The 24,715-nt window shown below is 57.0% G+C and carries 22 protein-coding genes; 11 read left to right on the top strand and 11 right to left on the bottom strand.

The annotated features are described in order from the left end of the window. The first annotated feature begins 6 nt into the window (after positions 1–6). The 4 genes from ACSOSI_RS11115 (at position 7) to ACSOSI_RS11100 (ending at position 5,998) form a co-directional block, all read left to right on the top strand. The gene (locus tag ACSOSI_RS11115) at positions 7–1,653 is read left to right on the top strand and encodes an HAL/PAL/TAL family ammonia-lyase (protein WP_476707069.1); all 1,647 of its coding nucleotides are present in this window, start codon (positions 7–9) and stop codon (positions 1,651–1,653) included. Between the two features lie 162 nt (positions 1,654–1,815). Then, entirely contained in the window at positions 1,816–3,126 is a 1,311-nt protein-coding gene (locus ACSOSI_RS11110; RefSeq protein ID WP_012006506.1) for an MFS transporter, read from the top strand. Between the two features lie 173 nt (positions 3,127–3,299). Then, positions 3,300–4,559, top strand: coding sequence for an MFS transporter (locus ACSOSI_RS11105; protein ID WP_017892587.1), 1,260 nt, complete (start codon positions 3,300–3,302; stop codon positions 4,557–4,559). Then, on the top strand, positions 4,556–5,998 hold the full coding sequence (locus tag ACSOSI_RS11100; protein WP_476707068.1) for a glycoside hydrolase family 32 protein: 1,443 nt from the start codon (positions 4,556–4,558) through the stop codon (positions 5,996–5,998). The genes ACSOSI_RS11105 and ACSOSI_RS11100 overlap by 4 nt, the downstream gene beginning before the upstream one ends. A 236-nt stretch (positions 5,999–6,234) precedes the next feature. Here the strand turns inward: ACSOSI_RS11100 and ACSOSI_RS11095 are convergent, their stop codons facing one another. The 3 genes from ACSOSI_RS11095 to ACSOSI_RS11085 form a co-directional block, all read right to left on the bottom strand. Then, positions 6,235–7,236, bottom strand: coding sequence for a LacI family DNA-binding transcriptional regulator (locus ACSOSI_RS11095; RefSeq protein ID WP_115184820.1), 1,002 nt, complete (start codon positions 7,234–7,236; stop codon positions 6,235–6,237). Positions 7,237–7,303: 67 nt separating this feature from the next. Next, entirely contained in the window at positions 7,304–7,867 is a 564-nt protein-coding gene (locus tag ACSOSI_RS11090) for a HutD/Ves family protein (protein WP_476707267.1), read from the bottom strand. Continuing rightward, positions 7,867–9,237: a formimidoylglutamate deiminase gene (locus ACSOSI_RS11085; protein ID WP_476707067.1), complete on the bottom strand. Its 1,371-nt coding sequence runs from the start codon at positions 9,235–9,237 to the stop codon at positions 7,867–7,869. Before ACSOSI_RS11085 ends, ACSOSI_RS11090 begins: the two co-directional genes overlap by 1 nt. Positions 9,238–9,414: 177 nt before the next feature. Here ACSOSI_RS11085 and hutC point away from each other — a divergent pair, with 177 nt between their 5' ends. Further along, positions 9,415–10,170 (top strand): histidine utilization repressor, encoded by a 756-nt coding sequence (gene hutC / locus ACSOSI_RS11080; RefSeq protein ID WP_012006500.1) that lies wholly within the window; start codon positions 9,415–9,417, stop codon positions 10,168–10,170. A gap of 158 nt (positions 10,171–10,328) precedes the next feature. Beyond that, on the top strand, positions 10,329–11,552 hold the full coding sequence (gene hutI / locus ACSOSI_RS11075) for an imidazolonepropionase (RefSeq protein ID WP_476707066.1): 1,224 nt from the start codon (positions 10,329–10,331) through the stop codon (positions 11,550–11,552). A gap of 48 nt (positions 11,553–11,600) precedes the next feature. Here hutI and ACSOSI_RS11070 read toward each other — a convergent pair whose 3' ends face one another. Next, complete coding sequence (locus tag ACSOSI_RS11070) at positions 11,601–12,731, bottom strand: RNA-guided endonuclease InsQ/TnpB family protein (protein ID WP_476707065.1); 1,131 nt, start codon at positions 12,729–12,731, stop codon at positions 11,601–11,603. 106 nt (positions 12,732–12,837) lie between these two features. Here ACSOSI_RS11070 and hutG point away from each other — a divergent pair, with 106 nt between their 5' ends. Further along, on the top strand, positions 12,838–13,641 hold the full coding sequence (gene hutG / locus ACSOSI_RS11065) for an N-formylglutamate deformylase (RefSeq protein ID WP_476707064.1): 804 nt from the start codon (positions 12,838–12,840) through the stop codon (positions 13,639–13,641). 271 nt (positions 13,642–13,912) lie between these two features. Next, positions 13,913–15,448, top strand: a complete 1,536-nt coding sequence (locus ACSOSI_RS11060) for a serine hydrolase domain-containing protein (RefSeq protein WP_476707063.1) — start codon at positions 13,913–13,915, stop codon at positions 15,446–15,448. A gap of 9 nt (positions 15,449–15,457) precedes the next feature. Here the strand turns inward: ACSOSI_RS11060 and ACSOSI_RS11055 are convergent, their stop codons facing one another. After that, positions 15,458–15,988, bottom strand: coding sequence for a chorismate mutase (locus ACSOSI_RS11055; protein ID WP_476707062.1), 531 nt, complete (start codon positions 15,986–15,988; stop codon positions 15,458–15,460). A 275-nt stretch (positions 15,989–16,263) separates the two neighbouring features. Further along, positions 16,264–16,740, bottom strand: coding sequence for an anti-virulence regulator CigR family protein (locus ACSOSI_RS11050; RefSeq protein ID WP_476707061.1), 477 nt, complete (start codon positions 16,738–16,740; stop codon positions 16,264–16,266). Between the two features lie 460 nt (positions 16,741–17,200). Here ACSOSI_RS11050 and ACSOSI_RS11045 point away from each other — a divergent pair, with 460 nt between their 5' ends. After that, positions 17,201–17,380 (top strand): hypothetical protein, encoded by a 180-nt coding sequence (locus ACSOSI_RS11045; protein ID WP_041418544.1) that lies wholly within the window; start codon positions 17,201–17,203, stop codon positions 17,378–17,380. A gap of 55 nt (positions 17,381–17,435) precedes the next feature. Here ACSOSI_RS11045 and ACSOSI_RS11040 read toward each other — a convergent pair whose 3' ends face one another. The 5 genes from ACSOSI_RS11040 to ACSOSI_RS11020 all read right to left on the bottom strand — a co-directional run bounded on the left by ACSOSI_RS11040 (position 17,436) and on the right by ACSOSI_RS11020 (position 23,150). Next, positions 17,436–18,317, bottom strand: coding sequence for a nucleoside-specific channel-forming protein Tsx (locus tag ACSOSI_RS11040; protein ID WP_476707060.1), 882 nt, complete (start codon positions 18,315–18,317; stop codon positions 17,436–17,438). 396 nt (positions 18,318–18,713) lie between these two features. Further along, on the bottom strand, positions 18,714–18,986 hold the full coding sequence (locus tag ACSOSI_RS11035) for a hypothetical protein (protein WP_012006493.1): 273 nt from the start codon (positions 18,984–18,986) through the stop codon (positions 18,714–18,716). Between the two features lie 72 nt (positions 18,987–19,058). Further along, positions 19,059–19,952, bottom strand: a complete 894-nt coding sequence (gene yddG / locus ACSOSI_RS11030; protein WP_115184828.1) for an aromatic amino acid DMT transporter YddG — start codon at positions 19,950–19,952, stop codon at positions 19,059–19,061. Between the two features lie 91 nt (positions 19,953–20,043). Continuing rightward, positions 20,044–21,414, bottom strand: a complete 1,371-nt coding sequence (locus ACSOSI_RS11025) for an APC family permease (protein ID WP_476707059.1) — start codon at positions 21,412–21,414, stop codon at positions 20,044–20,046. A 317-nt stretch (positions 21,415–21,731) separates the two neighbouring features. Beyond that, a complete protein-coding gene (locus ACSOSI_RS11020; protein WP_476707058.1) occupies positions 21,732–23,150 on the bottom strand; it encodes a glutamine synthetase family protein in 1,419 nt (472 codons plus the stop codon). Positions 23,151–23,389: 239 nt separating this feature from the next. Here ACSOSI_RS11020 and puuD point away from each other — a divergent pair, with 239 nt between their 5' ends. Beyond that, positions 23,390–24,151, top strand: coding sequence for a gamma-glutamyl-gamma-aminobutyrate hydrolase (puuD, locus tag ACSOSI_RS11015; protein WP_476707057.1), 762 nt, complete (start codon positions 23,390–23,392; stop codon positions 24,149–24,151). After that, positions 24,148–24,705, top strand: a complete 558-nt coding sequence (gene puuR / locus ACSOSI_RS11010) for an HTH-type transcriptional regulator PuuR (protein WP_012006488.1) — start codon at positions 24,148–24,150, stop codon at positions 24,703–24,705. The genes puuD and puuR overlap by 4 nt, the downstream gene beginning before the upstream one ends. Positions 24,706–24,715 lie beyond the last annotated feature (10 nt).

The following is a 24,715-nucleotide window of genomic DNA, read 5'->3' as shown; positions in this document are numbered from 1 at the left end:
TTTATCATGCCAGGAAAATTCGCCTTATCGCTGCTTGCCGTGCTGACGTTCGGTTACAGCCAGCTTGGATTGGCCACCGTCACGCTCGACGGCCACTCGATTACCCCACAGATGATCGCCAGCGTCGCCGATGGCGAAGCGGTGGCCGTCGCCCCTGCCGCCATTAAGCGCGTGACATTGTCACATCAAGTATTGATCGAAGCAGCGCAAAATGGCTTGAAAATCTACGGCCTGACGGTCGGTGTCGGATTAAATAAAGACCGGCCTATGGTCGACGTACATGGCAAGCTGACGCAGGAAGTTATAGAGGCGTCGAAAAAATTCAACGTCGGCCTGCTGCATGCCCACTCCGGCGGTATTGGTGAACCCATGAGCATCCGCGTGGCACGAGCTACCCTGGTCACCCGGCTCAATGGCCTGCTGAGCGGTGGCGGCGGCGTTCAACCGGCGATTGTCGACGCCTATGTCACCTTCCTCAACAAAGGCATTACTCCGGTGATCCCGGCGGGTGGTTCAGTGGGTGAAGGCGATATCACGGTGATCAGCCATGTGGGGCTGGCGATGCTCGGCGAAGGCGAAGTGTATTACAAAGGCAATAAAATGGCCGCCAGGGCAGCACTGCAAACCAGCCAAACAGCGGCCATCACGCCTTACGCCAAAGACGCTCTGGCTATCCTCAGTTCCAATGCCTATTCCGCGGCCAATGGCGCGCTGGCACTGGATTCATTGGCCCACCTGATGCAGGTTAATACCCTGACCTACGCGCTTAGCCTGCAGGCACTGAACGGCAACGTATCGCCGTTTCTGGCCAATACCCTGGCACTGCGGCCCTATCCCGAAGTCGCGACAATGGGGAAAAACCTGCGCGAACTGCTGGTCGGCTCCAGCCTGTGGCAGCATGACGACAGTCGCCCGTTGCAGGATCCGCTCAGCTTTCGCTCCGGCGTCTATTTGTTAGCGGAACTGAAGCGCAGCTATCAATTGGCCTATGACCAGTTGCTGGTACAGTTGAACAGCTCCGACGATAACCCTGGCGTGGCGCTGGGGGTCACGCCGCCATCACAGCGGCCACAGGAAGCCGTCGGCTACGTCAGTGAAGGCAACCTTCAGGGTGCAGTGCTGCCGAGCGCCAATTTTGAGCCACTGCCCTGGGTGCTGGCCTTCGAGCAGTTGGGACTGGCACTGGCGCACAACTCGCTGGCCAGCGCCCAACAGGTGGTCAAACTGAATAATCCGGCGTTTACCGGCCTGACCCGATTCCTTGGCACCGATCACACCGTTCATGCCTTTGGTGCGATGGAAAAACCGGTGATGCAGCTGGCTATGCGCAATAAAGAGCTGGCGATGCCGGTGTCGCTCGATTACTTCCCTGTGGCCGGCGATATCGAAGATATTGCCACTAACGCCCCATCGGTCGTCGAGCGCGTTCAGCAGCAGGTGGATAACGCTTATCAACTGCTGGGGATCTTGCTGGTGCACGACGCCCAGGCGGTGGATCTGCGCCAGCAGCGGCACAACGGTTTTACGCTCTCCGCACCGACAGCGGCCCTTTACACGGCGCTACGCCAACAGGTGCCGTTTGTCGAAACCGATCGTCCACTGGCACCCGATTTCGCCGCCGCAGAACAGGTGCTGCGCCAGTACGGCCGGTAATTCCCCCAAATGCTGGCGATATTGTCCCCTCTCCTTTGGGAGAGGGTTAGACCAGATCACTGAAGCTAAAGCCCCCCTCACAGTTCCCGCTGAAAATAATTGATTGTTTTGCCATAAGAATTTAGAACGGAGTAACAATAATTCAAATACCGGGGAATGGGGATGAGCACACCAACGACGGTGATTGACGCACGTCAGTCGCGGCAGGCATTACTGGCCGGATCGGTCGGCAACTTTATCGAGTGGTATGAATTTGGCGTTTACGGTTTTCTCGCCACCGTGATCGCCGCCAACTTTTTCAGCCTGCAGGGCGAAAGCGAAATCACCAGCCTGATCCTCACCTACGCCGCTTTTGCACTGGCCTTTTTCTGTCGGCCGATCGGTGCGGTGATTTTCGGCCGCATCGGCGATCGCATTGGTCGCCGACCGACGCTGATTGCGGTATTGCTGCTGATGACGGTAGCCACGGCGCTGATCGGCGTGATGCCCACCTATGCCTCTATTGGCGTCGCCGCCCCGCTGCTGCTGACCCTGTTGCGCATGTTCCAGGGGCTGTTCGCCGGCGGTGAGTTCGGCGGCGCAGTGTCGCTGATGACCGAGTTCGCGCCCAAGGGCAAGCGCGGCCTGTTCGGTGCCTGGCAATCGCTGACCGTTGCGTTCGGGCTGCTGGCCGGTGCCGGGTTGGTGGCGCTGTTGGCCGCGTTATTGACGCCGGAACAGCTGCACGACTGGGGCTGGCGCATTCCCTTCCTGCTGGCACTGCCGATGGGCGCGGTGGCATTGTGGCTACGGTTGAAACTGCAGGAAACGCCGACCTTTACCCAGGCGCAGCAAACCCGTAGCTCGACGACGCAGCCACCGGCGGTAAAACTGAGCGGCGTAGCAAAAACCATTGCCCTGGGCATTGGCCGCATGATGGGCTGGTCCGCCGCCGGTTACACCTTTTTGGTCGTCATGCCCTCCTATCTGCAAACCTCGCTGCACGCCACCTTCCAGCAGGCACTGGTGGCCACGGTGCTGGCCAACATCGGCTTCGCGCTGACCATTTTGCCCGCCGGTATCCTTAGCGATAAGCTGGGACGCAAAACGGTGATGCTGACGGCCGTGGTGGCGGTTATCCTGTTTACCTTCCCGCTGCTGCACCTGTTGCAGGACCCGCAAAGTTCACTGCTGACCAAAGGCATCGCGGTGATGATTGCCGGTGCGGTGGTCGGCTTGCTGGCCGGCCCCGGCCCGGCGATGCTGGCAGAAATGTTCCCCACCCAGGTTCGTTATACCGGTTTGGGGCTGGCCTACTCGCTGTCCAATGCGGTGTTCTCAGGCTCCGCTGGGCTAATTATCACCGGGCTTATCAAGCAGACCGGCAACCTCGATATCCCGGCCTACTACGTGGTAGCCACCTCAGTGGTCAGCCTGTTCGCGCTGATGACCCTGCGCCGCGACGATCATCTGCGTTCACTTAACGAATCTTGATCCCTTTGGGGCGCCCAGCGCGCCCTGGTTCCCCTTCGGTGATTTCGATCACATTCGCAAAATGTTAACGTTAACTTTTGTGATTAACATCGCAATCCCTTACTTTGATGGCTTTATCTGGTTTAAAGTTAACGTTAACAATAGTGCCAATTTCATCCATCAGGGCATTCCACATGAACCGCGAAACAAAAAAATATTATGTGCTTCTCAGCGGCCTGTTGTTTTTCTTCTTCTTTACCTGGTCATCCAGCTTTTCACTGATCTCAATCTGGCTGAACCAGAAAATCGGCCTGAAAGGGACTGAAACCGGGCTGATCTTCGCGGCAATGTCGATCATGGCGTTGTGTGCCCAACCGCTGTACGGCTTTATTCAGGACAAGCTTGGGCTGCGTAAGCACCTGCTGCTGTTTGTCGGCGTGCTGCTGTTGCTCACCGGCCCGTTCTTTATCTATGTCTACGCCCCGCTGCTGCAGAGCAACCTGGTGATCGGCGCACTGGTGGGCGGCGTGTTTGTCAGCCTGGCGTTCAATGCCGGTATTGGCGCGCTGGAATCCTATACCGAACGAGTCAGCCGCATCGTCGGTTTCGAATTCGGCCGGGCGCGCATGTGGGGGTCGTTGGGCTGGGCCAGCGCCACCTTCTTTGCCGGCTTTAACTACAATATCGACCCCAATATCAACTTCTGGATCGCCTCGGCCTCGGCGGCAGTGTTTCTGCTGTTGCTGTGGCAAGTGCGTGAGCTGAAACCCAACGCCATGGCCGGTCTGGAATACGGCAAGCCGGAAAACCTGAAGCTGCAGGACGCACTGGCCCTGCTGCGCCTGCCGGGGTTCTGGGCGCTGGTGGTGTTTGTGCTGGGTACCAGCATCTACGGCGTGTTTGACCAGCAGTTCCCGGTGTATTTCGCCTCGCAGTTCCCCACCCACGAAGAAGGCAACCGCATGTACGGTTTCCTTAATTCGCTGCAGGTGTTTCTGGAGGCCGGAGGCATGTTCCTGGCCCCGCTGCTGGTTAACCGCATTGGCATAAAACAAAGCCTGTTGCTGGCCAGCAGCGTGATGGCGCTGCGCATGGTCGGTTCCGGCTTTGCCAGCGGCGCCCTGATGATTTCCGCCATGAAACTGCTGCACGCCGTAGAATTGCCAATCCTGCTGGTGGCGATGTTCAAGTACATCACCACCCGTTTCGACAGCCGCCTGTCCTCCACGCTGTACCTGGTGGGCTTCCAGTTTATCAGCCAAATCGTCGCCGGTTTTCTGGCACCGCTGGCCGGTTATGGTTACGACCGCATCGGCTTTGCCGACACCTATTTGCTGATGGGTTGCGCGGTGGCTGGAACCACGCTGATTTCCTGCTTCCTGCTGCGCGGCGAGACCGTCGCCAGTGCACCTCAATTTCAATCCACGTTAAAATCAAGTGAGCCAACCCAATGAAAAATGCCTTAGCTCAAGCCGATCATGCGGTCGAAGCCCTGCGCGCTCAGCGTCAGGATCTCTACTACCCGCGCTTTCATCTGGCCCCGGCCGCCGGCTGGATCAACGATCCCAACGGCCTGGTGTGTATTAACGGCGTTTATCACGCTTTCTACCAGCACCACCCTTACGACCAGAACTGGGGGCCGATGCACTGGGGCCATGCCACCAGCCGGGATCTGGCGCACTGGCAGCACCAGCCGATCGCACTGGCCCCCGGCGACGACTATGACAAGGACGGCTGTTTCTCCGGCTGCGCAGTAGATGATAACGGCGTACTGACGCTGCTCTATACCGGCCACGTCTGGCTGGGTAAAGCAGGCGATGACGATCAGGTGCGCGAGGTTCAGTGCCTGGCCACCAGCGAGGATGGGATCCATTTTGTTAAACACGGGCCGGTGCTGTTGCCGCCGGAAGGCATTCAACACTTTCGCGATCCGAAAGTCTGGCGCGCCGGTGACTGCTGGTGGATGGTGGTCGGTGCCAAAGAGAACGGGCTGGGACAGGCGCGCCTTTATCACTCCAGCGACCTGCGCAACTGGCAGTTTGACCGCGTGCTGAGCGGAGCGCAGACGCTGAGTCAGGGCTTTATGTGGGAGTGCCCGGACTTCTTCCCGCTGGGCGAAAAACAGGTGCTGTTGTTTTCACCACAGGGGCTGGCGGCCCAGGGTTACCGGAATCGCAACCGCTTCCAGAGCGGCTATTTGCTCGGCCACTGGCAGCCGGGTGAGGATTTTGGCGTCACACAGCCCTTCTGTGAGCTGGACAGCGGGCACGATTTCTATGCGCCGCAAAGCTTCACCGCCGCCGATGGCCGTCGCATGCTGTTTGCCTGGATGGACATGTGGGAATCTCCGATGCCGAGTAAAGCGCACGGCTGGGCCGGTGCACTGACCCTGCCGCGTGAATTGACGCTGACAACCGATGGCAATGTACTGATGAACCCGGCGCGGGAGCTGACGGCGTTGCGCGGTCAGCAACATTCGTTTGCTGCGGTCACATTGAGCAACCAACGGCAAGCTCTGGACGGCGAAGTGCAAGAATTGGCGCTGACGCTGAACCTGGCCAACAGCAATGCCGAGCGCTATGGCATCACTATCGGCAAAGCGGCAAGGCTGTACGTCGACAATCAGGCCCATCGCCTGGTGTTAGAGCGGTTTAGTGAGGAGCCAGGGCTGTGCGGTTGTCGCAGCGTTCCCCTACCGGAGGGGGACGAACTGTCGTTGCGAGTCTTTATTGATCGTTCATCGCTGGAGGTGTTCGTCAATCAGGGTGTGGCCTGTCTGACCAGCCGCATCTACCCGGCCGACGGTCAGCGCGGCGTTAGCCTGTTTGCCGAAGGCGGACAGGCGCAGTTTGCTGCATCACAGGGCTGGGAGCTGGAGAGTATCTGGGACTGACCTTTTTTTACAGGCTATTGGGAATGTCCGCTATTAGGGAGAGCGTGCCGATGGGGTCGTAGCGGCTTGTCCGCCGACCAATTTGCCGGGAGCAAATTGGAACGACTTCCAGTCGGCCCGTAGGGTGGGACACATGGATGTGTCCCATAATGGCCCCTCGGTGCGCTAGGCCCGGGTATCTCAGCCTTAAAGGCAACTTAGAATCTGACAAGGCACATATAGCGCGCCCTGATTGATTAAAGTGATTCGCGCAGCAGCAGCGGGCAAGCCACTTTTCGCGTCTCCCGGTGATCCAACTGATTAATCAGGTGCAGCGCCGCCTGGCGGCCCAGTTCGTAGTGCGGCAGTTGTACCGTGGTCAGCGGCGGCAGGAACAGTTGACCAATGCCGACCATATTGTCATAGCCCAGCACCCCGACCTGCTGGGGGATTTTCCAGCCCTGTGCCAACAGCACCTGGTAGACCATAAACGCCACCCGATCGTTGCCGCACACCACCACATCGCAATCGCGCTGCCCCGGCGAGAAATGCCGTTGCAGCAGTTCCACGCTGTCGCGGTAGTGCTCGTCGCCGTCGGTCAGATCAAGATGATATTGCCGCAACTGCTCAACGTCGCCACCGGCCTCACGCCAGGCTCGCTCCAGCCCACGACGGCGCAACCCGGCCGCCAGGGTATTTTCCGGCAGGTGAATGCACAGCGGCGCACGATACCCTTTGGCGATCAGTGTACGCATAGCATCGTACTGCCCCTGCTCATCATCGGGGATGTAGCTGGCAACCGCATGTTCCGGGCAGACGCAATTGGCCAGCACCAGTTTTTTATCCAGCAATTTGGCAGGCAGACTCACCTGGCGCAGCCCCATGGTGGTGAAGATCACCCCATCCGGCCGATGCGCCAGCAGCAAATCGATGGTGTGCTCCGCGCTGTCATCGGCGAACAGGTTGACGACAAAACTGTTCCAGCCGTGTTCACGCGCGGTTTTTTCAATCGACAGGATCATGTCAACCGAGAAAGGGGTGGTCGCGGTATCCAGCGCCAGCACGCCGAGGGTTTGCACCCGGCTGCTGTCACCGCGAATACGCCGCGCCGCGAGATCGGGCACGTAATCGAGTTGGTCAATTGCCAGCTTAACGCGTTGGTAGGTGTCCGGCCGCAGCTTATCGGGCTCGTTGATGGCGCGGGATACCGTCATTAACGATACCCCGGCAAGTTTGGCAACGTCTTTCAGCGAGGCCATGCGCCCTTCTCTGTGTCGGATAGAAAACCAGATGATCCCACAACTTAGCGCCGGACTCTAGCCCACTTTAGCCGGGTGTGATGTCGGCCCACAGAATAACGCTATCCTCCACCAGCGGCGTCAGTGAACCGGAGTGCTCACCTGCCGCCCACCAGCCCCCTTCACGCACCGCTAAAGTGACACCGTCACTCAGCACCCAATTGCCCTGCAACACGTACAACACGGCCGCATGTTGCGCCGGTAACCTGGTCGCCGCTGTTACGCGTTGCACCCTGGCAGCCCAGCGCCCACGCCGGGTCATGATATTGAAATCCTGACTGCTGCCCCCCAGCAAGGTCGCCTGCAGTGCCACATCGCCAGAGAAAGAGAACGGCTCGCCGACCTGTGACAGGTGATGATCAATCTGCCCTTCGCTGAACAGGTGGACACCGTCACCTTCCAACAGCGTGATAGAGCGATCTATGCCGTTGAACGCCGAAAACGGGCCGTCCTGCGCGATGGTGGCGATACTGGCGCGCCAGTCAAAGTCCTGAGCCCCCGGCGGCCAGCAGGCAATCTCGCGGGTTTCCCCGCCGCCATTGCGCCACGGCGTGACCGGAAGTGCAGCAAAATCAAAACGCGTCAGACTCATCATGCCTCCTGCTGGAAGGTTTTCAGCACCTGCAAGAACTCCGTGCTGCTCTGTTGCTGTAACGCGTGACGCCCCTGGTCGATCACCTGACGACCGCCAACAAAGACGTCGCGAATTTGTTCTTTACCCCCGGCAAACAACCAGCGATTCAGAATGGAGGTATCCGGTGCGGCGGCCAGGTAAGGATCGTCACCGTCCAGCACCAGCCAGTCGGCACGGTAGCCGCTTTGCAAACGACCGATCGGTGCACCACAGGCCTGTGCCCCACCCTGCAGGGCCTGCTGGTAAAGCACGTCAGCCACCGCAGGCTGCTCCGGCGTGGTCAGGCGGTTGCGCCGCTGGTCACGCAGACGCTGGCCGTATTCGAACCAGCGCAGCTCCTCTACCACGTTGAGCGATACATGGCTGTCGGAACCTATGCCCCAATGGCCCTGATGTTGCAGATAGGCGTCACCGGGGAAAATACCGTCGCCCAGATTGGCTTCGGTGGTCAGGCACAGGCCCGCCACCGCCTTGCTGCGCGCCAACTGCTCGAGCTCGTCGCGATCAAGGTGGGTAGCGTGCACCAGACACCAGCGGCTATCCACCGGCAGGTGCTCATACAACCAGGCCACCGGACGACGACCGCTCCAGGCCAGGCAGTCGTTGACCTCTTTTTGCTGCTCGGCGATATGGATATGCACCGGCAGCATGCTGTCCGAAGCCGCCAGGATCTGCTGCATCTGGCCCAGTTCCACCGCACGCAGCGAGTGGAAACACAAGCCCTGGTTCTGCAGGGGCTGATCAGCCAACTGCCGTGCGATCACCTGCTGCTGTTCCAGATAGCCCTCCGCATCCTGAATAAAACGTCTTTGCCCCGGCTGGGCGGGCTGGCCGCCGAACCCGGCGTAGCTGTACAGCACCGGTAACAGCGTCATACCGATCCCGGCCTGCGCTGCCGCCTGACTGAGCCGACCGGTCATTTCGCCACGATCGGCATAAGGATTGCCGTCGGCACCATGATGCAGATAGTGGAACTCTGCCACCTGGGTGTATCCGCCTTTCAGCATTTCGATATACAGTTGGCGTGCAATGACCTCGACCTGCTCCGGCGTCAACCGCTGTACCAGGCGGTACATCAGATCGCGCCAGGTCCAGAAACTGTCCTGCGGATTGCCCGCCACCTCCGCCAACCCGGCCATCGCACGCTGAAAGGCATGAGAATGAAGATTTGGCATACCCGGCACTACGTCGCCGTGCAGTCGGGTGCAGCCCTCAGGATCGGCATCGGCAGTCACCTGGGTCAGGTGACCTTGCGCATTAACGTCCAACCGAACGTTATGCGCCCAGCCTTCAGGAAGCAGAGCGCGTGAGGCAAAATAAGCAGGCATGGCAGAATTCCACTGTTAGTGTAAAGACTAATAACGCGCGATAATCGCGCATCCGAAAAATGCACTGGCCCATCGCATTGCTGTGGCGAACCGGCCCTTAGTTGTATATACATATACATACGCCGACACCAACAGTAAACTGGTGTTATTATTTTTTTATTTGACGAGGTTAACGTCTTGGTTGATCAACAGACCGTGCTGCAACTGGCTGCTGCCATGAGCGATACCCCCGCCCCGATCTATCAACGGGTCAAGCAGGCGATCGTAAACCAAATCCGTGCCGGCCACTGGTTACCGCACCAACGCGTCCCCTCGGAAAGTGAACTGGTGGCCGAGCTTGGCGTCAGTCGCATGACCATCAACCGTGCGCTGCGCGAACTGACCACCGAAGGTTTCCTGATCCGCATGCAGGGCGTGGGGACCTTTGTCGCCGAAGCCAAAGCGCACACCGCCCTGCTGGAAGTGCATAACATCGCCGACGAAATCGCCGCCCGTGGCCACCGCCACAGCAGCAAGATCCTGCAGCTAAAGGCCCGTCCGGCCAGTGAAGAAGAAGCGCTGGCACTAGGCATTCAACCCGGCCAGCAGCTGTTCTATTCGCAAATCGTGCATTATGAAAACGACCTGCCGGTGCAGGTGGAAGACCGCTGCGTCAATCCTCTGATCGCCCCCGACTACATGCTGCAGGATTTCGATCGCGTCACGCCTTATATCTACCTGACGCAGGCCGCCCCGCTGACCGCAGGCGAGCACATCGTGGAAGCCGTGGTACCAACCCATCAGGAACGCGAACTGCTGCAACTGGAGGACCACGAACCCGGCCTGCTGATCCATCGCCGCACCTGGTCCGGCAAAACCGTCGTGACCTCGGCGCGCCTGCTGTACCCCGGCAGCCGCTATCAACTGTTTGGCCGTTTCACCAGCGAAGTCTGACCCCGGCGGGTGCTGCTTTGGCACCCGTCCTTCCACAACGATCACATCCCGATAACAAATTTTTATCCCGCCTCTTGTGACAACTCAATGAATGCGCTAGGTTGTTTTTAATTGTATATACAACCATGTGGGAGCCAAGGCTCCGGCGGAGAAAAGCCATGACTTCTGAGATTCACTGCGACAGCCTGTGGTACGGGGCCGATATCGTCACTATGCGCGACGGCAAGTATCACACCCTCAGCAACGGCGCGATCGCCACTCGTGACGGCAAAATTGTCTGGCTGGGCGAATATGACGCGCTGCCGGCGACGCTGACCGCAGATGAAAGGGTAAAATTCGACGGCGGCATCATCACGCCGGGCTTTATCGATTGCCACACCCACCTGGTGTTCGGCGGCAACCGCAGCGCAGAGTTCGAACAGCGCCTGAACGGCGTGAGCTATGCCGAGATCGCCGCTCAAGGCGGCGGCATCATTTCCACGGTCAAGGCCACCCGCGATGCCGACGAAGAACGGTTACTGGAACAGGCTCTGTTCCGACTACGCCCTCTGCTGGCGGAAGGCGTGACCTGCGTGGAGATCAAATCCGGTTATGGACTGACGCCGGAAAGTGAAATGAAAATGCTGCGCGTGGCGCGTCGACTGGGCGAACTGCTGCCGGTAGAGGTGAAAACCACCTGCCTGGCGGCACACGCCCTGCCGCCGGAATATGCCAACCGTGCCGACGACTATATCGATTTGGTGTGCAACACCATTATTCCTCAGGCCGCCGCCGCCGGGCTGGCTGATGCGGTTGACGCCTTTTGTGAACATCTGGCGTTCTCACCGGCCCAGGTGGCGCGGGTGTTTGCCGCCGCAGAAGCCGCCGGACTACCGGTGAAACTGCATGCAGAACAGCTTTCCGCGCTGGGAGGCAGCGAATTGGCGGCGCAGCACCATGCGCTTTCCGCCGATCACCTTGAATATGCCACCGAACAGGATGCCCGGGCGATGGGCGACGCCGGTACCGTTGCGGTGCTGTTGCCGGGCGCTTACTACCTGCTGCGCGAAACCCAATGCCCACCGGTTGATTTATTCCGTAAACACAACGTGGCGATGGCGATTGCCAGCGACGCCAACCCTGGCACCTCTCCGGCACTGTCGCTGCGCCTGATGATCAACATGGCCTGTACGCTGTTCCGTCTGACACCGGAAGAAGCTCTGGCAGGCGTAACGACCCACGCGGCGAAAGCGCTGGGCCTGCAGGCGAGCCACGGCACGCTGGAAACCGGCAAGGTGGCCGACTTTATACACTGGCCGCTGTCGCGACCGGCTGAACTGGCTTATTGGTTGGGTGGACAACTGCCCTGCACGGTGATTTTCCGAGGAGAAATACGTCATTGACTGCTCCCCGCCCTGGAGGACGGGGATTCCCACTTCAACGAGCCGAACCTAAGCCGCGTACTGCGATTCAGGATTTACAGGCTCTCCGTGGGCTAACACTGCCAGCCCGGCAGCTTTGATATTACGGGCCGCGTTAATGTCGCGATCATGAGGTTCTCCGCACTCAGGGCAAACCCACTGACGTACATCAAGAGGCATTTTCTTCATGGTGAAGCCGCAACAACTACAGCGTTTGGAACTTGGGAAATATGGGTCGATAGCGACAATGCTACGTCCCGCCCATTCCCCCTTGTACTGTAGCTGGCGAACCAGTTCGCCCCAGCCAGCGTCTGCTATCGCTTTAGACAGCTTCGGGTTGCGGATCATGTTTTTCACTTTAAGAGATTCAACACAGACAACTTGGTTTTCGTTAATCAGTCTGCGGGATAACTGGTGCAGGTTATCCAGACGGCAATCGGCAATTTTGGCGTGGAGTTTTGCCACCTTTAAGCGGGCTTTGGCACGATTCTTTGAGCCTTTGGCCTTTTTGCTTAAACGGCACTGGAGTAGCGCCAGGCGTGCCGCGTATTTAGTCGTGTGGCGAGGATTGCCGGACTTGAATCCGCTATCGGTTACGAACAAATCTTTTAAGCCCACATCAATGCCGACTATTTTAGCCGTCATCGGCAGTGATACAGGTTCAAACTCGCAAAGGCAGGACACAAAGAATCGTCCTGCAGCGTCTCTGGAAATTGTAATGGTTGACGGTGTAGAGGGTAATTCACGGCTCCAGCGGATGTTTAACGGCATTTTGCTTTTTGCCATGTACAAATTGCCGTCACGATATTTGAAGGCACTGGAAGTCAGTTCTGCGGCCTGTTTATGGCGCTTGCTTTTGAATACCGGGTACGCAGCACGACACGCGAAAAAGTTCGCAAAAGCAGATTGTTGATGGCGCAGAGACTGCTGCAGGGGGACGCAGGAGACCTCGTTAAGCCATGTGTATTCAGGCTCTTTTTTGAGGGCCGTAAGACGAGCGTTGGCCTGTAGATAACCAATTTTTTCCTTTCGCTCGTCGTACGCATCGGTGCGCCAGCGGAGGATTGAATTGTAGACGAAGCGCACACAGCCGAATGTCTGAGCTAAAAGCGCAGACTGTTCAGGTGTTGGGTAAAACCGGTATTTATATGCACGCTTCATGTATCACACTTTAAAGGAGAAGATGTGAAATGCAAAATGACGTTAGCCTGAAAACCGCCCCCTTTCCACCCCGGCCTGAAGGCCGAGGTTTCCCGGAGCCATTCTGATGACCATTCGCGATCCTTTTGATTTCCACGCCGGCAGCCTGCCGCTGCTGATCAGCATTCCCCACGCCGGGACCCGGCTCACTCCGGCGGTTGAGGCCGGTTTAACCGAGGATGCACGACCGCTGCCCGACACTGACTGGCATATCCCTCAGTTATATGATTTTGCCCGTGCGATGGGTGCCAGCGTGCTGGTCGGCAATTACTCGCGCTTTGTCATTGACCTGAACCGCCCGGCGGACGATAAACCGCTGTATACCACCGCCACCACCGGCCTGTACCCTGACGTGCTGTTTGACGGCCGTCCGAGTTTTCTGCCGGGCAAGGCACCTTCTGATCAAGAACGGGCCGGCTATCTGCAGCAGATCTGGCAGCCGTATCACCAGCAGTTGCAAGACGAACTGGCGCGGTTAAAGGCTAAACACGGCTACGCGCTGCTGTTTGATGCGCATTCTATCGCCTCGGTGATCCCGCGTTTATTCGACGGTAAACTGCCGGATCTCAATCTGGGTACCAACGGCGGCGAAAGTTGCGCCCCGGCGCTGAGCGACCTTCTGGTTGCCTGTTGTGAACAACAACAGCAATTCACCCACGTGCTTAACGGCCGCTTCAAGGGTGGGTATATCACTCGCGCTTATGGACAACCGCACCAGCAGCAGCACGCGATCCAACTGGAGTTGGCGCAGGTGAACTACATGTCCGAACACTATCCCTTTGCCTTTGACCCACAGCGCGCCGCTTCCCTGCAACGCCTGCTGAAACAAATGATCGACAGCCTGCTGTCCTGGGGTGGCCAGCCGCGCTAACCCTTTTCGTCCCTGCTGCGGGGCCAGGTTATCGCCCCGCAGCCAGCACGCCCTCTGAACGATATTTCTTAGCCGGCTAATTTTCTGGCGCACATCTTGCTTCTCTCCCTCCACCGTTTCGATTTGCGTACTGCATCGCAGTTTTGATCGAAAATCTGCCTATCTGGTCGGAACAGCGCACAAAACAGCGGCACAGGGATTTCGCGGTACGCGACAATCTGGCGAAAAGCCCGCTGAGGCACAAATCAGGAACTTACTCTGGAGGCGATGTATGTCCGTAGTCCCACTAAACTGGCGCGCCGCACAGGCATGCGCCGAGCAGTTGCTGGCTGATTGGCAGCGCGACGGCGAGCCCGGCGGTGCCATTACCCTGTTCGATGCCGCACAGGTCCAGGCGTGCGCCAGCGCCGGTCTGGCTGACCTGGCACAAGAAACCCCTTTTACCGCCGACAGCGTGGTGCGTTATGCGTCGGTGACCAAACATATTTTTGCCGCGCTGGCGCTGAACGCCACCGACAACGCCCTGAACCTGGATGACCGGCTTGGCGACTTGCTGCCTGAGCTACAGGCCCCGCTGACGGACGTTACCGTCGGTCAGGCGCTGGATATGACCAGTGGGCTGCCTGACGTGCGTGAAACCCTCGGGCTGCTGGGCATCTCGGTACATACCCGCAGCGAAGCGCAACCGGTGATGCAGTTCCTTCAGGAGCTTGGCGGGCTGAACTATCCGGCCGGCAGCGAAATCACCTATACCAATACCGGCTATCGCCTGGTTGAGGCGGCGCTGCAAGCCAAGGGGTATGACTTTAACCATCTGGTGCAGCAACACATCGCCCAGCCGCTAAAAGTGCAGCTACGGGCGCCAGAGAGCTGGTTTGACGTGGTGCCGGGGCTAACCCCCGGTTACTGGCGTTCAAAACAGGGTTGGCAACTGGCCAGTGCCGGCCTGCATCTCTCCGCCTCCGGCAGTCTGACCGGCAGCGCCAATGCCCTCACCCGCTGGTTGCAAACGCTGCTGGCCGATCAGGGGCCGGGGCGCGGCGTGCTGGCGCAACTGAGCGCTCCGCGACATCTCAATCAGGGGCAACTCAGCGCTTACGGGCTGGGGCTGGCGCAAACCCCGCTCGGCAAACATCGTCTGCTGGGACACGGCGGCTCCCACGCCGGTTACAAAACCTACTTCCTGCTGGCACCCGATAGGCAAGTCGGTGTCGCACTGGTGGCTAACCGCGAGGACTGCGACAGTTTCGGCATGGCATTGCAGGTGATGGCCGCCTTACTGGGCGCAACGCTACCGCAACGCAGCAGCGCCATTCCCGATGGCATTTACACCACGGTGGCCGATCCCTACTGGCTGGAAGTGAAGGACGGTAATGTCGCCTATATGGGGAGCGATGAACCGCTGTATCAGGCCGATGACGGCTACGCGGTCTCGCTTTCCGCCCATATGCCGATGCGGCTGAAATGGACCGGCGAAGCGGTTGAGGGAGAAGTCTGCCACGTGGAACGCCGTTTCCTTCCGGTCACGGCCAACCGCGAGTGTCTGAAACACGTGCAGGGTTTGTGGTATCACCCGCAATACCGCACCGCCTTTGAAATTTGCGGTGACCAGGTACACATCGGCGTTGGCCCCGCAGCGCAGTACGGCACTATCAGCTCACTGGGTCAGGGCCGCATGCTGGTCGAAAGCAGCGACGGTCCGTGGCAGAAGCGTTTTTGCCTGTACTTTCGTGGTTATAGCGTGAATTTGATCGCCAACCGCAGCCGGGTGCTGACTTTCCAGCGTAGCGGTGCCGGTGGCGATTAATCCTGCCGATCACCCCGCTTTGCCGGCCCGAACGGCCAGTAAGGCGGTAAACAGCCGCTGCTTGTCGGCCTCACTGAGGTTAGTCTGCGTTAGAGTATGAATGAAACTGTTACGGGCGGCTTCGGTCAGCGGACCGGTTTTCAACTGCTGCGCCAGCCGCTGTAAAATGCGGCTGCTGAGTTCGGCAATTTGTGGCCGCACGCTATCCAGCGGGCGCGGCTGCCAGTCATTTTCCGGTTGTGCCAGCCAGTCGGCGCGGAAACGGTACTGAATTGCCTTGGCGGCATCCATTTGCGCCAGGATAAATGGCCGCACCGTCAGCGGATCCAATCCCAGGCGTTCTGCCTCTGCTTGCGCGCCAGCCAGCACTTTAGATTCCTGCGCCAAATCCTCGATCGGCAAATGCTGCTGCGCCTTGTAACCGGCAACGTCCTTCATATAAGCCAACCGCTGATTAACCAGTTCGCCGAGCGCCACACCGCCGTCCGCCAGCGCTGAAAAACTGACCAGACAGCAGGCAATCAATAACGTCCTGAACATGACCATTCCTTATCTTCTCGAAAATAATCAGGAAAAGAGTTCACCACGTTCCCCTACCCCAGGCAAATAAAAAGCCTCGCCGAAGCGAGGCTTTAGACTGATGACAAACCTCATTCTTGCCCAGAGCGAGTAGATGTCGATAAATAAAAATCAGGAAAATCAATTTATTGATTTTCGGCTGATCGCCACAAAGCAGGAAAAACCACGTTTTTTCCTGCTTTGTCAGCAACTTTAAAGCCTCGCCGAGGCGAGGCTTTAAAACGGAGTGTGTAATCTTAGTTAAATACGCCGTTGATCACCGAGGCCACCAGGGCGGTACTCAGCGCCACCAGCACCAGATCGTCACCGGCAATACGCCACTCATAGCCCGGGTAGTAAGGCAGGTCTCGCAACATGGATGACGGCACCATTTTCTTGGCGATGCCCGGAGGCAGCGGCTTGCCGCGCGCCAGATTTTTTGCAATCCCCGGCGGCAATGAGCTGTAGCCGGTCAAACCATAGTTTCGTGCCAGTGAACGTGCACGATCGCGGGTAATACTGACGGAAACCAGCCCCTGGTCACTCTCGTTGCCTTTGGCTTTATTTCCATGACTGCCGTTATTACCATGATTACCGCTGTTGCCATGATTGCCACTGTTGCCATGACCGTTACCGTTACCGTTGCCCCCTTTATCGGCAAATGCCGGGGCGGATGACAGGCCCATCGAAACAATCAGCGCCAGCACTGTGAGAGTAGTACGACGTTTGCTCATGATTTCACTTCCTGCATGGGTTATTAACGTCACTATAAGCCTAATTCCCCACATAAAGCATGCGGAAAACTCTGAGAGTATGACCCCCTTTAGAGACCTGTGGCAGGCAATGTTGCGAAATATTATTCCAGCTCAAAACAATTCGATAAAACCGAATTTTAAGCCCAGATTTTTCTTGCAGCAAAATAAGTCTTGCCGTAGTTTGGCAGTGTCACAAAAAAGAGTTAGCTTGCTCTTTTTCGTCGCACCTCAAATCATTTATTATCATCCAGAATGATAATTCTGACGATTTCCCGCCGCTCAGTGCGGGATTCTTTTTACCAATAATTAGACATCAGATGCACCAATACAGTGCTTTTTGTTGAGATTTGGTTGCCAATACTTTAAATTCAGCGTCTGAGAAACCTTAACCTCCCGCGGTAGCCAGTTGGCGACGGGTGGGCGTTCAGGAGCAAAAGACATGCAAATGACCCTCATGGAATATATCACGCAGCACTTTAATGGCGATCTTCACCGCTACGCTCAATCCGAAGGCGTGAGCCGTGAACAAATCATCAGTTGGATTGATAATGAATGCCACGTAATCAAAGGACGATTATTTATGCCGGTGCGACATTTACCCGCTGAACAAGTGCAGTGATGACGAAAAAAAACCCCGCCAAAGCGGGGTTTTCTGTTTCTGATACCACGGAAAATCAGAAGTTATAACCGGCGACCAGGTAGTAGCCCCAGCCGGTAGATTTGATTGGGCCTTGTGGAGTACCAATATCTGCCCCATCCTGCCATTGGCCACCGTTATGGAAATAACGAGCTACGAAGGAGTAGTGCCAGTGATCGTAGTTCAGCGCCAGAATATGGCTGGAAGCGATCGAGTTGCTGGTGCGAACCTGTTTGCCAGTGCCGTCGGTCCAGTTGCTGTCTTTGCCCAAATCGGAACCAAAGTCAAAGTTGGTAAAGCCGATGTAGCTCAGATTGCCGCCCCACACCTGGGTCAACGGCACAAAGTATTTCACCTTGAAGCGGTAACCATCCCAGCTGTTTTCGTTGGCAGCCTGATAGTTTTCCCACTGGTATTTGGCATAGATGTTCATCGACAGGCTCATCGGCAGGCCGGTTTCGATATCGGTGCCCAGACCCATGTACCAGGTGTTCTGACGGCCGTCGGTGTCGTGGCCCAGGTCATAGATGTAGTTGTTGGCGAAGTACCATTCTTTGAATGGACCAAAGCTCAGATCGGTACCGGTCAGTTTGTCGATGGAGAAACGAGGTTCGATCTCCATAAACATCGGTGAGCCCTTGTCCCAGATACCACGGTCCGGGGTGTTGCCAACGCCGAAGAATTTAGGCACATCGACGTAACCATAGAAATCAAACCAATCTTTTTTAGCGAAGGCTTCGTACTCCAGGTAGACGTCGTTGTTCAACTGAGGTCCGAAACGGGTGTGGTAGCTGCCCACCACGTTAACGCTCTGGTGCCACCAATCCGAGACGTATTGGCTGTCTTTGCTATCAGCCATTGATGCTGCACTGTAAGACGCTGCGAGTAGTACACCTGCTGCGAGAGCTATTTTTTTCATTTTATTACCACATGCTTAAAGGGCCATTTCCTGCCCGTTAGAAAAGATGACAATGAGTCTGACGACACCTGGCGTTGCCTCCGCTTACAAACTTCTTGGGCGACGCGCGCATTATAGAAATCACCGGGTGTAAGAATCTGTGATCCAGTTATGCATTTCGCGAATAGGTAATCGATTGCGTTCACATTTGTCAAATTATGTTTCATGAAAATTCACGTTCGCTGTGATTTTTGTCATGCACGGTGATTTTTAAAGCAGTTTCTGTGCCAATTGTGCGCAACACAAAAAGTTACCGGATCTTTTCGCAGAAATGAAAAAGCCGGTGTTTTTAGCACCGGCATTTCTTGGGAATGCTACTGAGGAAAACGGAGGATACGGCGGAACACTTGCCAGGATTCAGCTAATTGAAGGTATTGCCTTGGCGATATTTTCCTTACGGAATACCACCTCTTGCCCCGGCTGGATCTCCCACTCCCTGGGCGGGATATCCACCTTCGGCGCGGCGGCGATCACCGAGCCATAAATCAGTTTGTCTTCCCGGCGCAGAATGCTGACATCAAGCTGATATTCATGGCGCAGATTGGCGGTAGTCAGGCGCACGGTATCACCGCGCATATAACTTCCACCGTCAATCTCTGGCTGCTGAATGAATTGGATATCGTCTCTCATTTTTATGTTCCTTCATGTTTGTCTGCTAGTTAGATTCTAGTTCAACATTGGGCAACCGGCGGAGCATTTCCGTTAGTTTCCTCGGGTTGCCCGCCAACAAATTAACGATCCCAGAGTCACCATTACCACGCCCTGCCAGAAACTGGCGGTCAGTGCGGTATTCAATACCAGTGCGGCAAATACCGCCGACAGCACCGGGGTAAAATAGGATACCGTCGCCAACAGCGTCATATTGCCGTGCAAAATACCCACATTCCACGCCGCGTACCCCGCCCCCATCGCCATGCCGGCACAGAGTAACGTCAGGGTCACCGGCAGGGTGAACTGCATGCCGCTTTCGTGGCTAAAGGCGTATTTCACCCACAGCGCAACGGCGGTCAGGGTAATAAACAGCACCACGCCGTTATGGCCCTGGGCAATTCTCTTGGTCAGGTTGCAATATAACGCCCAAATTATCGCGCCGCCGAAGGCCAGCGAATAACTCAATGGATTACTGCGTACGTTAGCCAGCATTTGCGCCGGCGACCAGCCGCCCTCACCGCTCATGATCCAACCGATACCGAACAATGACAGCAGTAATCCGGGCAGTAGCCACCACTTGGCCTTTTGTCCGTTAAACACCAGCGCCATCAGTACGGTGAAACAGGGCCAAAGGTAGTTGATCATCCCGACCTCGATGGCCTGCAGGCGGGTGTTGGCATAGCCCAGCGACAGCGACAGACAGATTTCATAGCTGACAAACAGCAGGCTGCCGAGGAGCAGGTAGGCGCGTGGAAAATGGCGAAGATTGGGTAGCCGGAGCGCCAACAGCAGGAAAACTGCGCTGACGCTGTAAATCATCGCGGCACCGCCAATGGGCCCCAACCCTTCGCTGACGCTGCGGATCAGGCCAACCACGCTGCTCCACAGCAGGATCGCCAGCAGACCGAGCAAAGTGGCTTTATACGAAACGGGGAGTGAAGACATGGAGGTGATCCAATCGGTTATTTTTTATCAGTATTTTCACTCTACTGTCCGACGGACAAAAAAGAAAGGCGGGAAACCCCGCCTGACTCAGTTATTGCTGCGGTTGTCGTTCCAGCTGCGGTGGCGGCTGGCGGAAACGCCGGGTGAGATACGCCAGGTAACCAAAGCCCATAACCGCCCAGATCAGTCCCATGGTCAGCGAGCTTTTTTCCAGGTTTAACCACAACACGCCAACCGTTAACGCCCCGACCAATGGCAGGAACAGATAGTTGAAGCGATCCTTCCAGCTCTTGTTACGCCCCTCGCGAATATAGAAATGACTGATCACCGACAGGTTAACGAAGGTAAAAGCCACCAGCGCACCGAAGTTGATCAATGCGGTCGCCGTGACCAGATCGAAAGACAACGCAGACAGTGCGACCAGCCCCACCAGCAACACGTTGAGTGATGGCGTGCGCCATTTCGGGTGGATATAGCCGAAATATTTTTCCGGGAACACGTTATCGCGCCCCATCACATACAACAACCGTGAAACGCTGGCATGCGATGCCAGGCCCGAGGCCAGGGTGTTGATAAAGGTGACGCACAGGAAAATCGACTGGAACAGCTTGCCGCCCACGTACAGCGCAATTTCCGGCAGTGCCGCATCCGGCTGATGGAACCGCTGAATGGAAGGGAAAAACAGTTGGATAAAGAATGACACACTGATGAAGATCACCCCACCATACAGCGCCGTCAGAAAGATAGCGCGCGGGATCACCCTGGCGGCATCGGGCGTTTCTTCACATAGCGTGGTCACCGCATCAAAGCCGAGGAACGAGAAACACAAGATGGTGGCGCCGGTGATGATCGGCAGTAAATGCGCATTTTCGCTGACGAAGGGTTGCAGGCTCCATACCGTCCCCAGTCCTTCACCGTTGTGCAGGCCACGTACCACCAGGAAGATAAACACCACAATGATTGCCACCTGGGCCAGTACGAACAGGGTATTGAAGTTGGCCACCAGATTGACGCTTTTCAGGTTGATGGCGGTAATGATAATCACAAAGCCCACCACCCATATCCACGGCGGCACTTCCGGGAACAACGCCGTCAGGTAAATCTTCGCCAACAGGGTATTGATCATCGGCAGGAACAGATAATCGAGCAGTGAAGACCAACCCACCAAAAAACCGACGTGCGGATTTATGGCTTTTTGCGCATAGGTGTAGGCTGAACCGGCGGTCGGGAACTGGCGCACCAGCTTGCCGTAGCTGATGGCGGTAAACAGCACGCCGGCCAGCGCCAGTAAATAGGAGGCCGGTACGTGACCGTCGGTAAGGCCGGAGACGATGCCGAAAGTGTCGAACACCGTCATTGGTGTCAGATAGGCCAGGCCCATCATCACCACTTGCCACAGCTTCAGGCTTTTACGCAGTTGCGGCTTGGCTGCCTCATTTGCGTCAGTCACATTAGTCGTCATGGCTCTTCCCCTCGTTGTCCTCTGCTGGTAACCGTTTAACGTCATTCAGAGAGGCCGCGGGGAAACTGCTGCTCAGGCGGCGGGAAGTGCGATTTAAAGACAATAAAACTCGGCCAGCGGCTGGCCCGTATTCACTGCGGCACAGGCAGATGCCTGCGCAGACGGATGAAACAGTTATGGCTGTCATGGTTATTTCCTCGCCGGCGTCCTGTACGCCAAAGTGGAAGCAATGCTTTACCGCAGCGCGCAGCATCGCAGGCCACAGGATAGCCGGCGGAATGCGCCATACGCGCGCGGTAGGATTGGCGTCGAGCGGGTCAGGCGTTTTTCAGCATCCACTCGATTTCGGTTTCGGTGATCAGGCGCTCAAACTGCACCAGCTCATCCGTTTTACAAGCCAGGTAAACATGGCTGAACCTTTCGCCCAGCAGGGCATTCAGTACCGGCTGATGCTCAAACTCATACAGCGCATCGCTTTGGCGGATCGGAAACGGTAGCCCCTCCTGCTCCAGCCCGTTGCCGGTCACCGGCTCTTGCAGCGGCAGGGTGGTTTCCAGGCCGTAGACAATGCCGGCCAGAATGGTCGCCATGACCAGATAAGGGTTGGCATCCGCACCGGCTACGCGATACTCCACGCGATGACTGTCGCGATCGCCGCAGGGAATGCGCAGCGCCACGGTGCGGTTGTTATGACCCCAGGACGCCTGGGTCGGCACGTACATGCCCGGCTGGAAACGACGATAGGCGTTAACGTTCGGTGCCAGCAACGCAATAGAAGAAGGCATCAGGGCAATCATCCCGGCCAGCGCCTGTTTCAGCAGCGCGGAGTCTTCACCGTCGTCGTCTGCCAGTACGTTGTTGCCCTGCCGGTCCAGCATGCTGATATGCACGTGCATGCCGCTACCGGCGTGTTCTTCGTAGGGTTTGGCCATAAAGGTGGCCTGCATGTTGTGGTTTTCCGCCACCATGCGGATCAGGCGTTTTAATGCCAGCGCATGGTCACAGGCCTGCAGGACGTTGTCGGTATGATGCAGATTGACTTCAAACTGGCCGGGTGAAGCCTCCGCCACCGCACCGTCTGCCGGCAGGCCCTGCATTCGCGCCAATTCGTCAATCTCGCTCAGCACGTCGGCAAAGTGGTTAAGATTATCGACCGAGTACACCTGGCTTTGGGTATTGCGCTCCTGGGTGCCCGGCGCACACGGCGGCTGCAGATAGCCTTCCGAATCGCGTTGGCGATCGATGAGATAGAACTCCAACTCTACCGCTACTACGGGGGATAGCCCGCGCTGACGCAAACGCTGCCACACTCGGTTCAGCACATTGCGCGGTTCAACGTCAAAGGGAGTACCATCTTCATCGAGCATGGTGAGCAACACCTGGCCGATATATTGCGGATCCGCCGCCGACGCTGTCAGGGTGCCCAGCACCGGCACGCAGATATGATCCGGCTCACCCAGCTCCTGCCCCAGACCGGCTTCCTCAACCACATTGCCGAGAATATCCATCGCAAACACCGACGCCGGGAAGTAACACCCCTTCTCCAGTTTGCTCAACCCAGCGACCGGAATACGTTTGCCGCGGAAGCTGCCGTTAAGGTCGGTCAGCAGAACGTCAACGTGCTGAGTTAATGGATAACGCTCCAGGTAGTTCTTCACTTCACGCTGGAACGCGCTACTTCGCTTTTCTTCATGATGCTGAACAAAGTTTTCCACTTCTACTATGTTGGTCTGCATGATTCACCCGCCATGTATGTTTTTGTCTGTGGTTCTCACACTTATTGCCGTCGATGTTTTTTGACCATCTTGCTCAATATAATGTCCACCAATGAAACATAGATGCAACAAAATTGTTTTGCAAGTGTTACTTTGAGTTTGAATATTGCCCATTTGACTGCTAGATTTATAAAATATTGAACGAAAACGGCAGTGGAGAAGCTTATCGTTCATAATTTCGAACATACCAAGGGGACAGCATGGGCAATATATTTAACAGGCCGGTGGTCGGCGTAGTGATGTGCAGGTATAGGTTAAACGGGCACCTCACTCAGACCTTGCAAGAAAAGTACCTAAATGCCGTAGTCGCTGCCGGAGGGCTGCCAATCGCCCTGCCACACGCGCTGGCTGAGCCGAAACTGCTGGAAGAATTGCTGGAGCACCTCGACGGTATTGTGCTGCCGGGCAGCCCCAGTAATGTGCAGCCGCACCTTTATGGTGAAAACGGCGATGAGCCTGACGCCGATCCTGGGCGAGATGAATTGAGCCTGGCGCTGATCCGCCACTCGCTCGACAGGCGCATTCCCCTTTTCGCCATTTGCCGCGGCATGCAAGAAATGGTGGTCGCCAGCCAGGGCACCCTGCACCGCCGGCTGTTTGAATTACCCGAACTGCTCGAGCACCGTGAAGATCACGACCTGCCGCTGGAACAACAATACGCCCCCGCCCACGAAGTCATCGTTCAGGAAGGCGGCCTGCTCTCGCAACTGATACCGGATTGCAACAGATTCTGGGTGAACTCACTGCATGGCCAGGGGGCAAAAACCCTTGGCCCCGGCGTACGTATTGAGGCCCACGCCGCCGATGGATTGGTGGAGGCCATCAGCCTGCGCGACCAGCCTTTCGCGCTGGGTGTGCAATGGCACCCGGAATGGAACAGTGAGGAGTACGCTCTGTCACGCCTGCTGTTTGAGGGTTTCATTAGCGCCTGCTGGAACTATCAAAAGGAAAAACGCCCATGAGCGATGTCAGCTTGGCACCGGGAAAACGCCTGTCGCAAATCCGCCAGCAATTGGGATTGTCGCAGCGCCGCGCGGCCGAACTGTCTGGATTAACCCACAGCGCCATCAGCACCATCGAGCAGGACAAGGTCAGCCCGGCCATCAGTACCTTGCAAAAGCTGCTGACGGTGTATGGGCTGTCACTGTCGGCGTTTTTCGCCGAACCGGAAATACCGGATGAACCACAGATTGTGATCGACAGCCAGGATCTGATTGAGATTGGCAGCCAGGGGGTATCGATGAAGTTGATCCACAACGGCGACCCTAATCGCACCCTGGCGATGATGATCGAAACCTATGAACCGGGTACCACCACCGGCGAACGCATCAAGCATCAGGGGGAAGAGATTGGCACCCTGCTGGAAGGCGAAGTGGTTTTGCAGGTCAACGGGCAGGCCTATCACCTGTCGGCCGGTCAGAGCTACGCCATCAACACCGGCATTCCCCACAGTTTCAGCAACACGTCGGCGCGGATTTGCCGGATTATCAGCGCCCATACGCCGACGACATTCTGATCAACGGAGC

Source organism: Serratia sp. AR11 (genome assembly GCF_056376275.1).
Note: the sequence above shows the minus strand (reverse complement) of the source record. Positions and strands in the feature narration are given on the sequence as shown.

Coding starts and splice junctions, on each gene's coding strand:
- ACSOSI_RS11115 (WP_476707069.1), top strand. CDS start 7: ATGCCAGGAAAATTCGCCTTATCGCTGCTTGCCGTGCTGACGTTCGGT.
- ACSOSI_RS11110 (WP_012006506.1), top strand. CDS start 1,816: ATGAGCACACCAACGACGGTGATTGACGCACGTCAGTCGCGGCAGGCA.
- ACSOSI_RS11105 (WP_017892587.1), top strand. CDS start 3,300: ATGAACCGCGAAACAAAAAAATATTATGTGCTTCTCAGCGGCCTGTTG.
- ACSOSI_RS11100 (WP_476707068.1), top strand. CDS start 4,556: ATGAAAAATGCCTTAGCTCAAGCCGATCATGCGGTCGAAGCCCTGCGC.
- ACSOSI_RS11095 (WP_115184820.1), bottom strand. CDS start 7,236: ATGGCCTCGCTGAAAGACGTTGCCAAACTTGCCGGGGTATCGTTAATG.
- ACSOSI_RS11090 (WP_476707267.1), bottom strand. CDS start 7,867: ATGAGTCTGACGCGTTTTGATTTTGCTGCACTTCCGGTCACGCCGTGG.
- ACSOSI_RS11085 (WP_476707067.1), bottom strand. CDS start 9,237: ATGCCTGCTTATTTTGCCTCACGCGCTCTGCTTCCTGAAGGCTGGGCG.
- hutI (WP_476707066.1), top strand. CDS start 10,329: ATGACTTCTGAGATTCACTGCGACAGCCTGTGGTACGGGGCCGATATC.
- ACSOSI_RS11070 (WP_476707065.1), bottom strand. CDS start 12,731: ATGAAGCGTGCATATAAATACCGGTTTTACCCAACACCTGAACAGTCT.
- hutG (WP_476707064.1), top strand. CDS start 12,838: ATGACCATTCGCGATCCTTTTGATTTCCACGCCGGCAGCCTGCCGCTG.
- ACSOSI_RS11060 (WP_476707063.1), top strand. CDS start 13,913: ATGTCCGTAGTCCCACTAAACTGGCGCGCCGCACAGGCATGCGCCGAG.
- ACSOSI_RS11055 (WP_476707062.1), bottom strand. CDS start 15,988: ATGTTCAGGACGTTATTGATTGCCTGCTGTCTGGTCAGTTTTTCAGCG.
- ACSOSI_RS11050 (WP_476707061.1), bottom strand. CDS start 16,740: ATGAGCAAACGTCGTACTACTCTCACAGTGCTGGCGCTGATTGTTTCG.
- ACSOSI_RS11045 (WP_041418544.1), top strand. CDS start 17,201: ATGCAAATGACCCTCATGGAATATATCACGCAGCACTTTAATGGCGAT.
- ACSOSI_RS11040 (WP_476707060.1), bottom strand. CDS start 18,317: ATGAAAAAAATAGCTCTCGCAGCAGGTGTACTACTCGCAGCGTCTTAC.
- ACSOSI_RS11035 (WP_012006493.1), bottom strand. CDS start 18,986: ATGAGAGACGATATCCAATTCATTCAGCAGCCAGAGATTGACGGTGGA.
- yddG (WP_115184828.1), bottom strand. CDS start 19,952: ATGTCTTCACTCCCCGTTTCGTATAAAGCCACTTTGCTCGGTCTGCTG.
- ACSOSI_RS11025 (WP_476707059.1), bottom strand. CDS start 21,414: ATGACGACTAATGTGACTGACGCAAATGAGGCAGCCAAGCCGCAACTG.
- ACSOSI_RS11020 (WP_476707058.1), bottom strand. CDS start 23,150: ATGCAGACCAACATAGTAGAAGTGGAAAACTTTGTTCAGCATCATGAA.
- puuD (WP_476707057.1), top strand. CDS start 23,390: ATGGGCAATATATTTAACAGGCCGGTGGTCGGCGTAGTGATGTGCAGG.
- puuR (WP_012006488.1), top strand. CDS start 24,148: ATGAGCGATGTCAGCTTGGCACCGGGAAAACGCCTGTCGCAAATCCGC.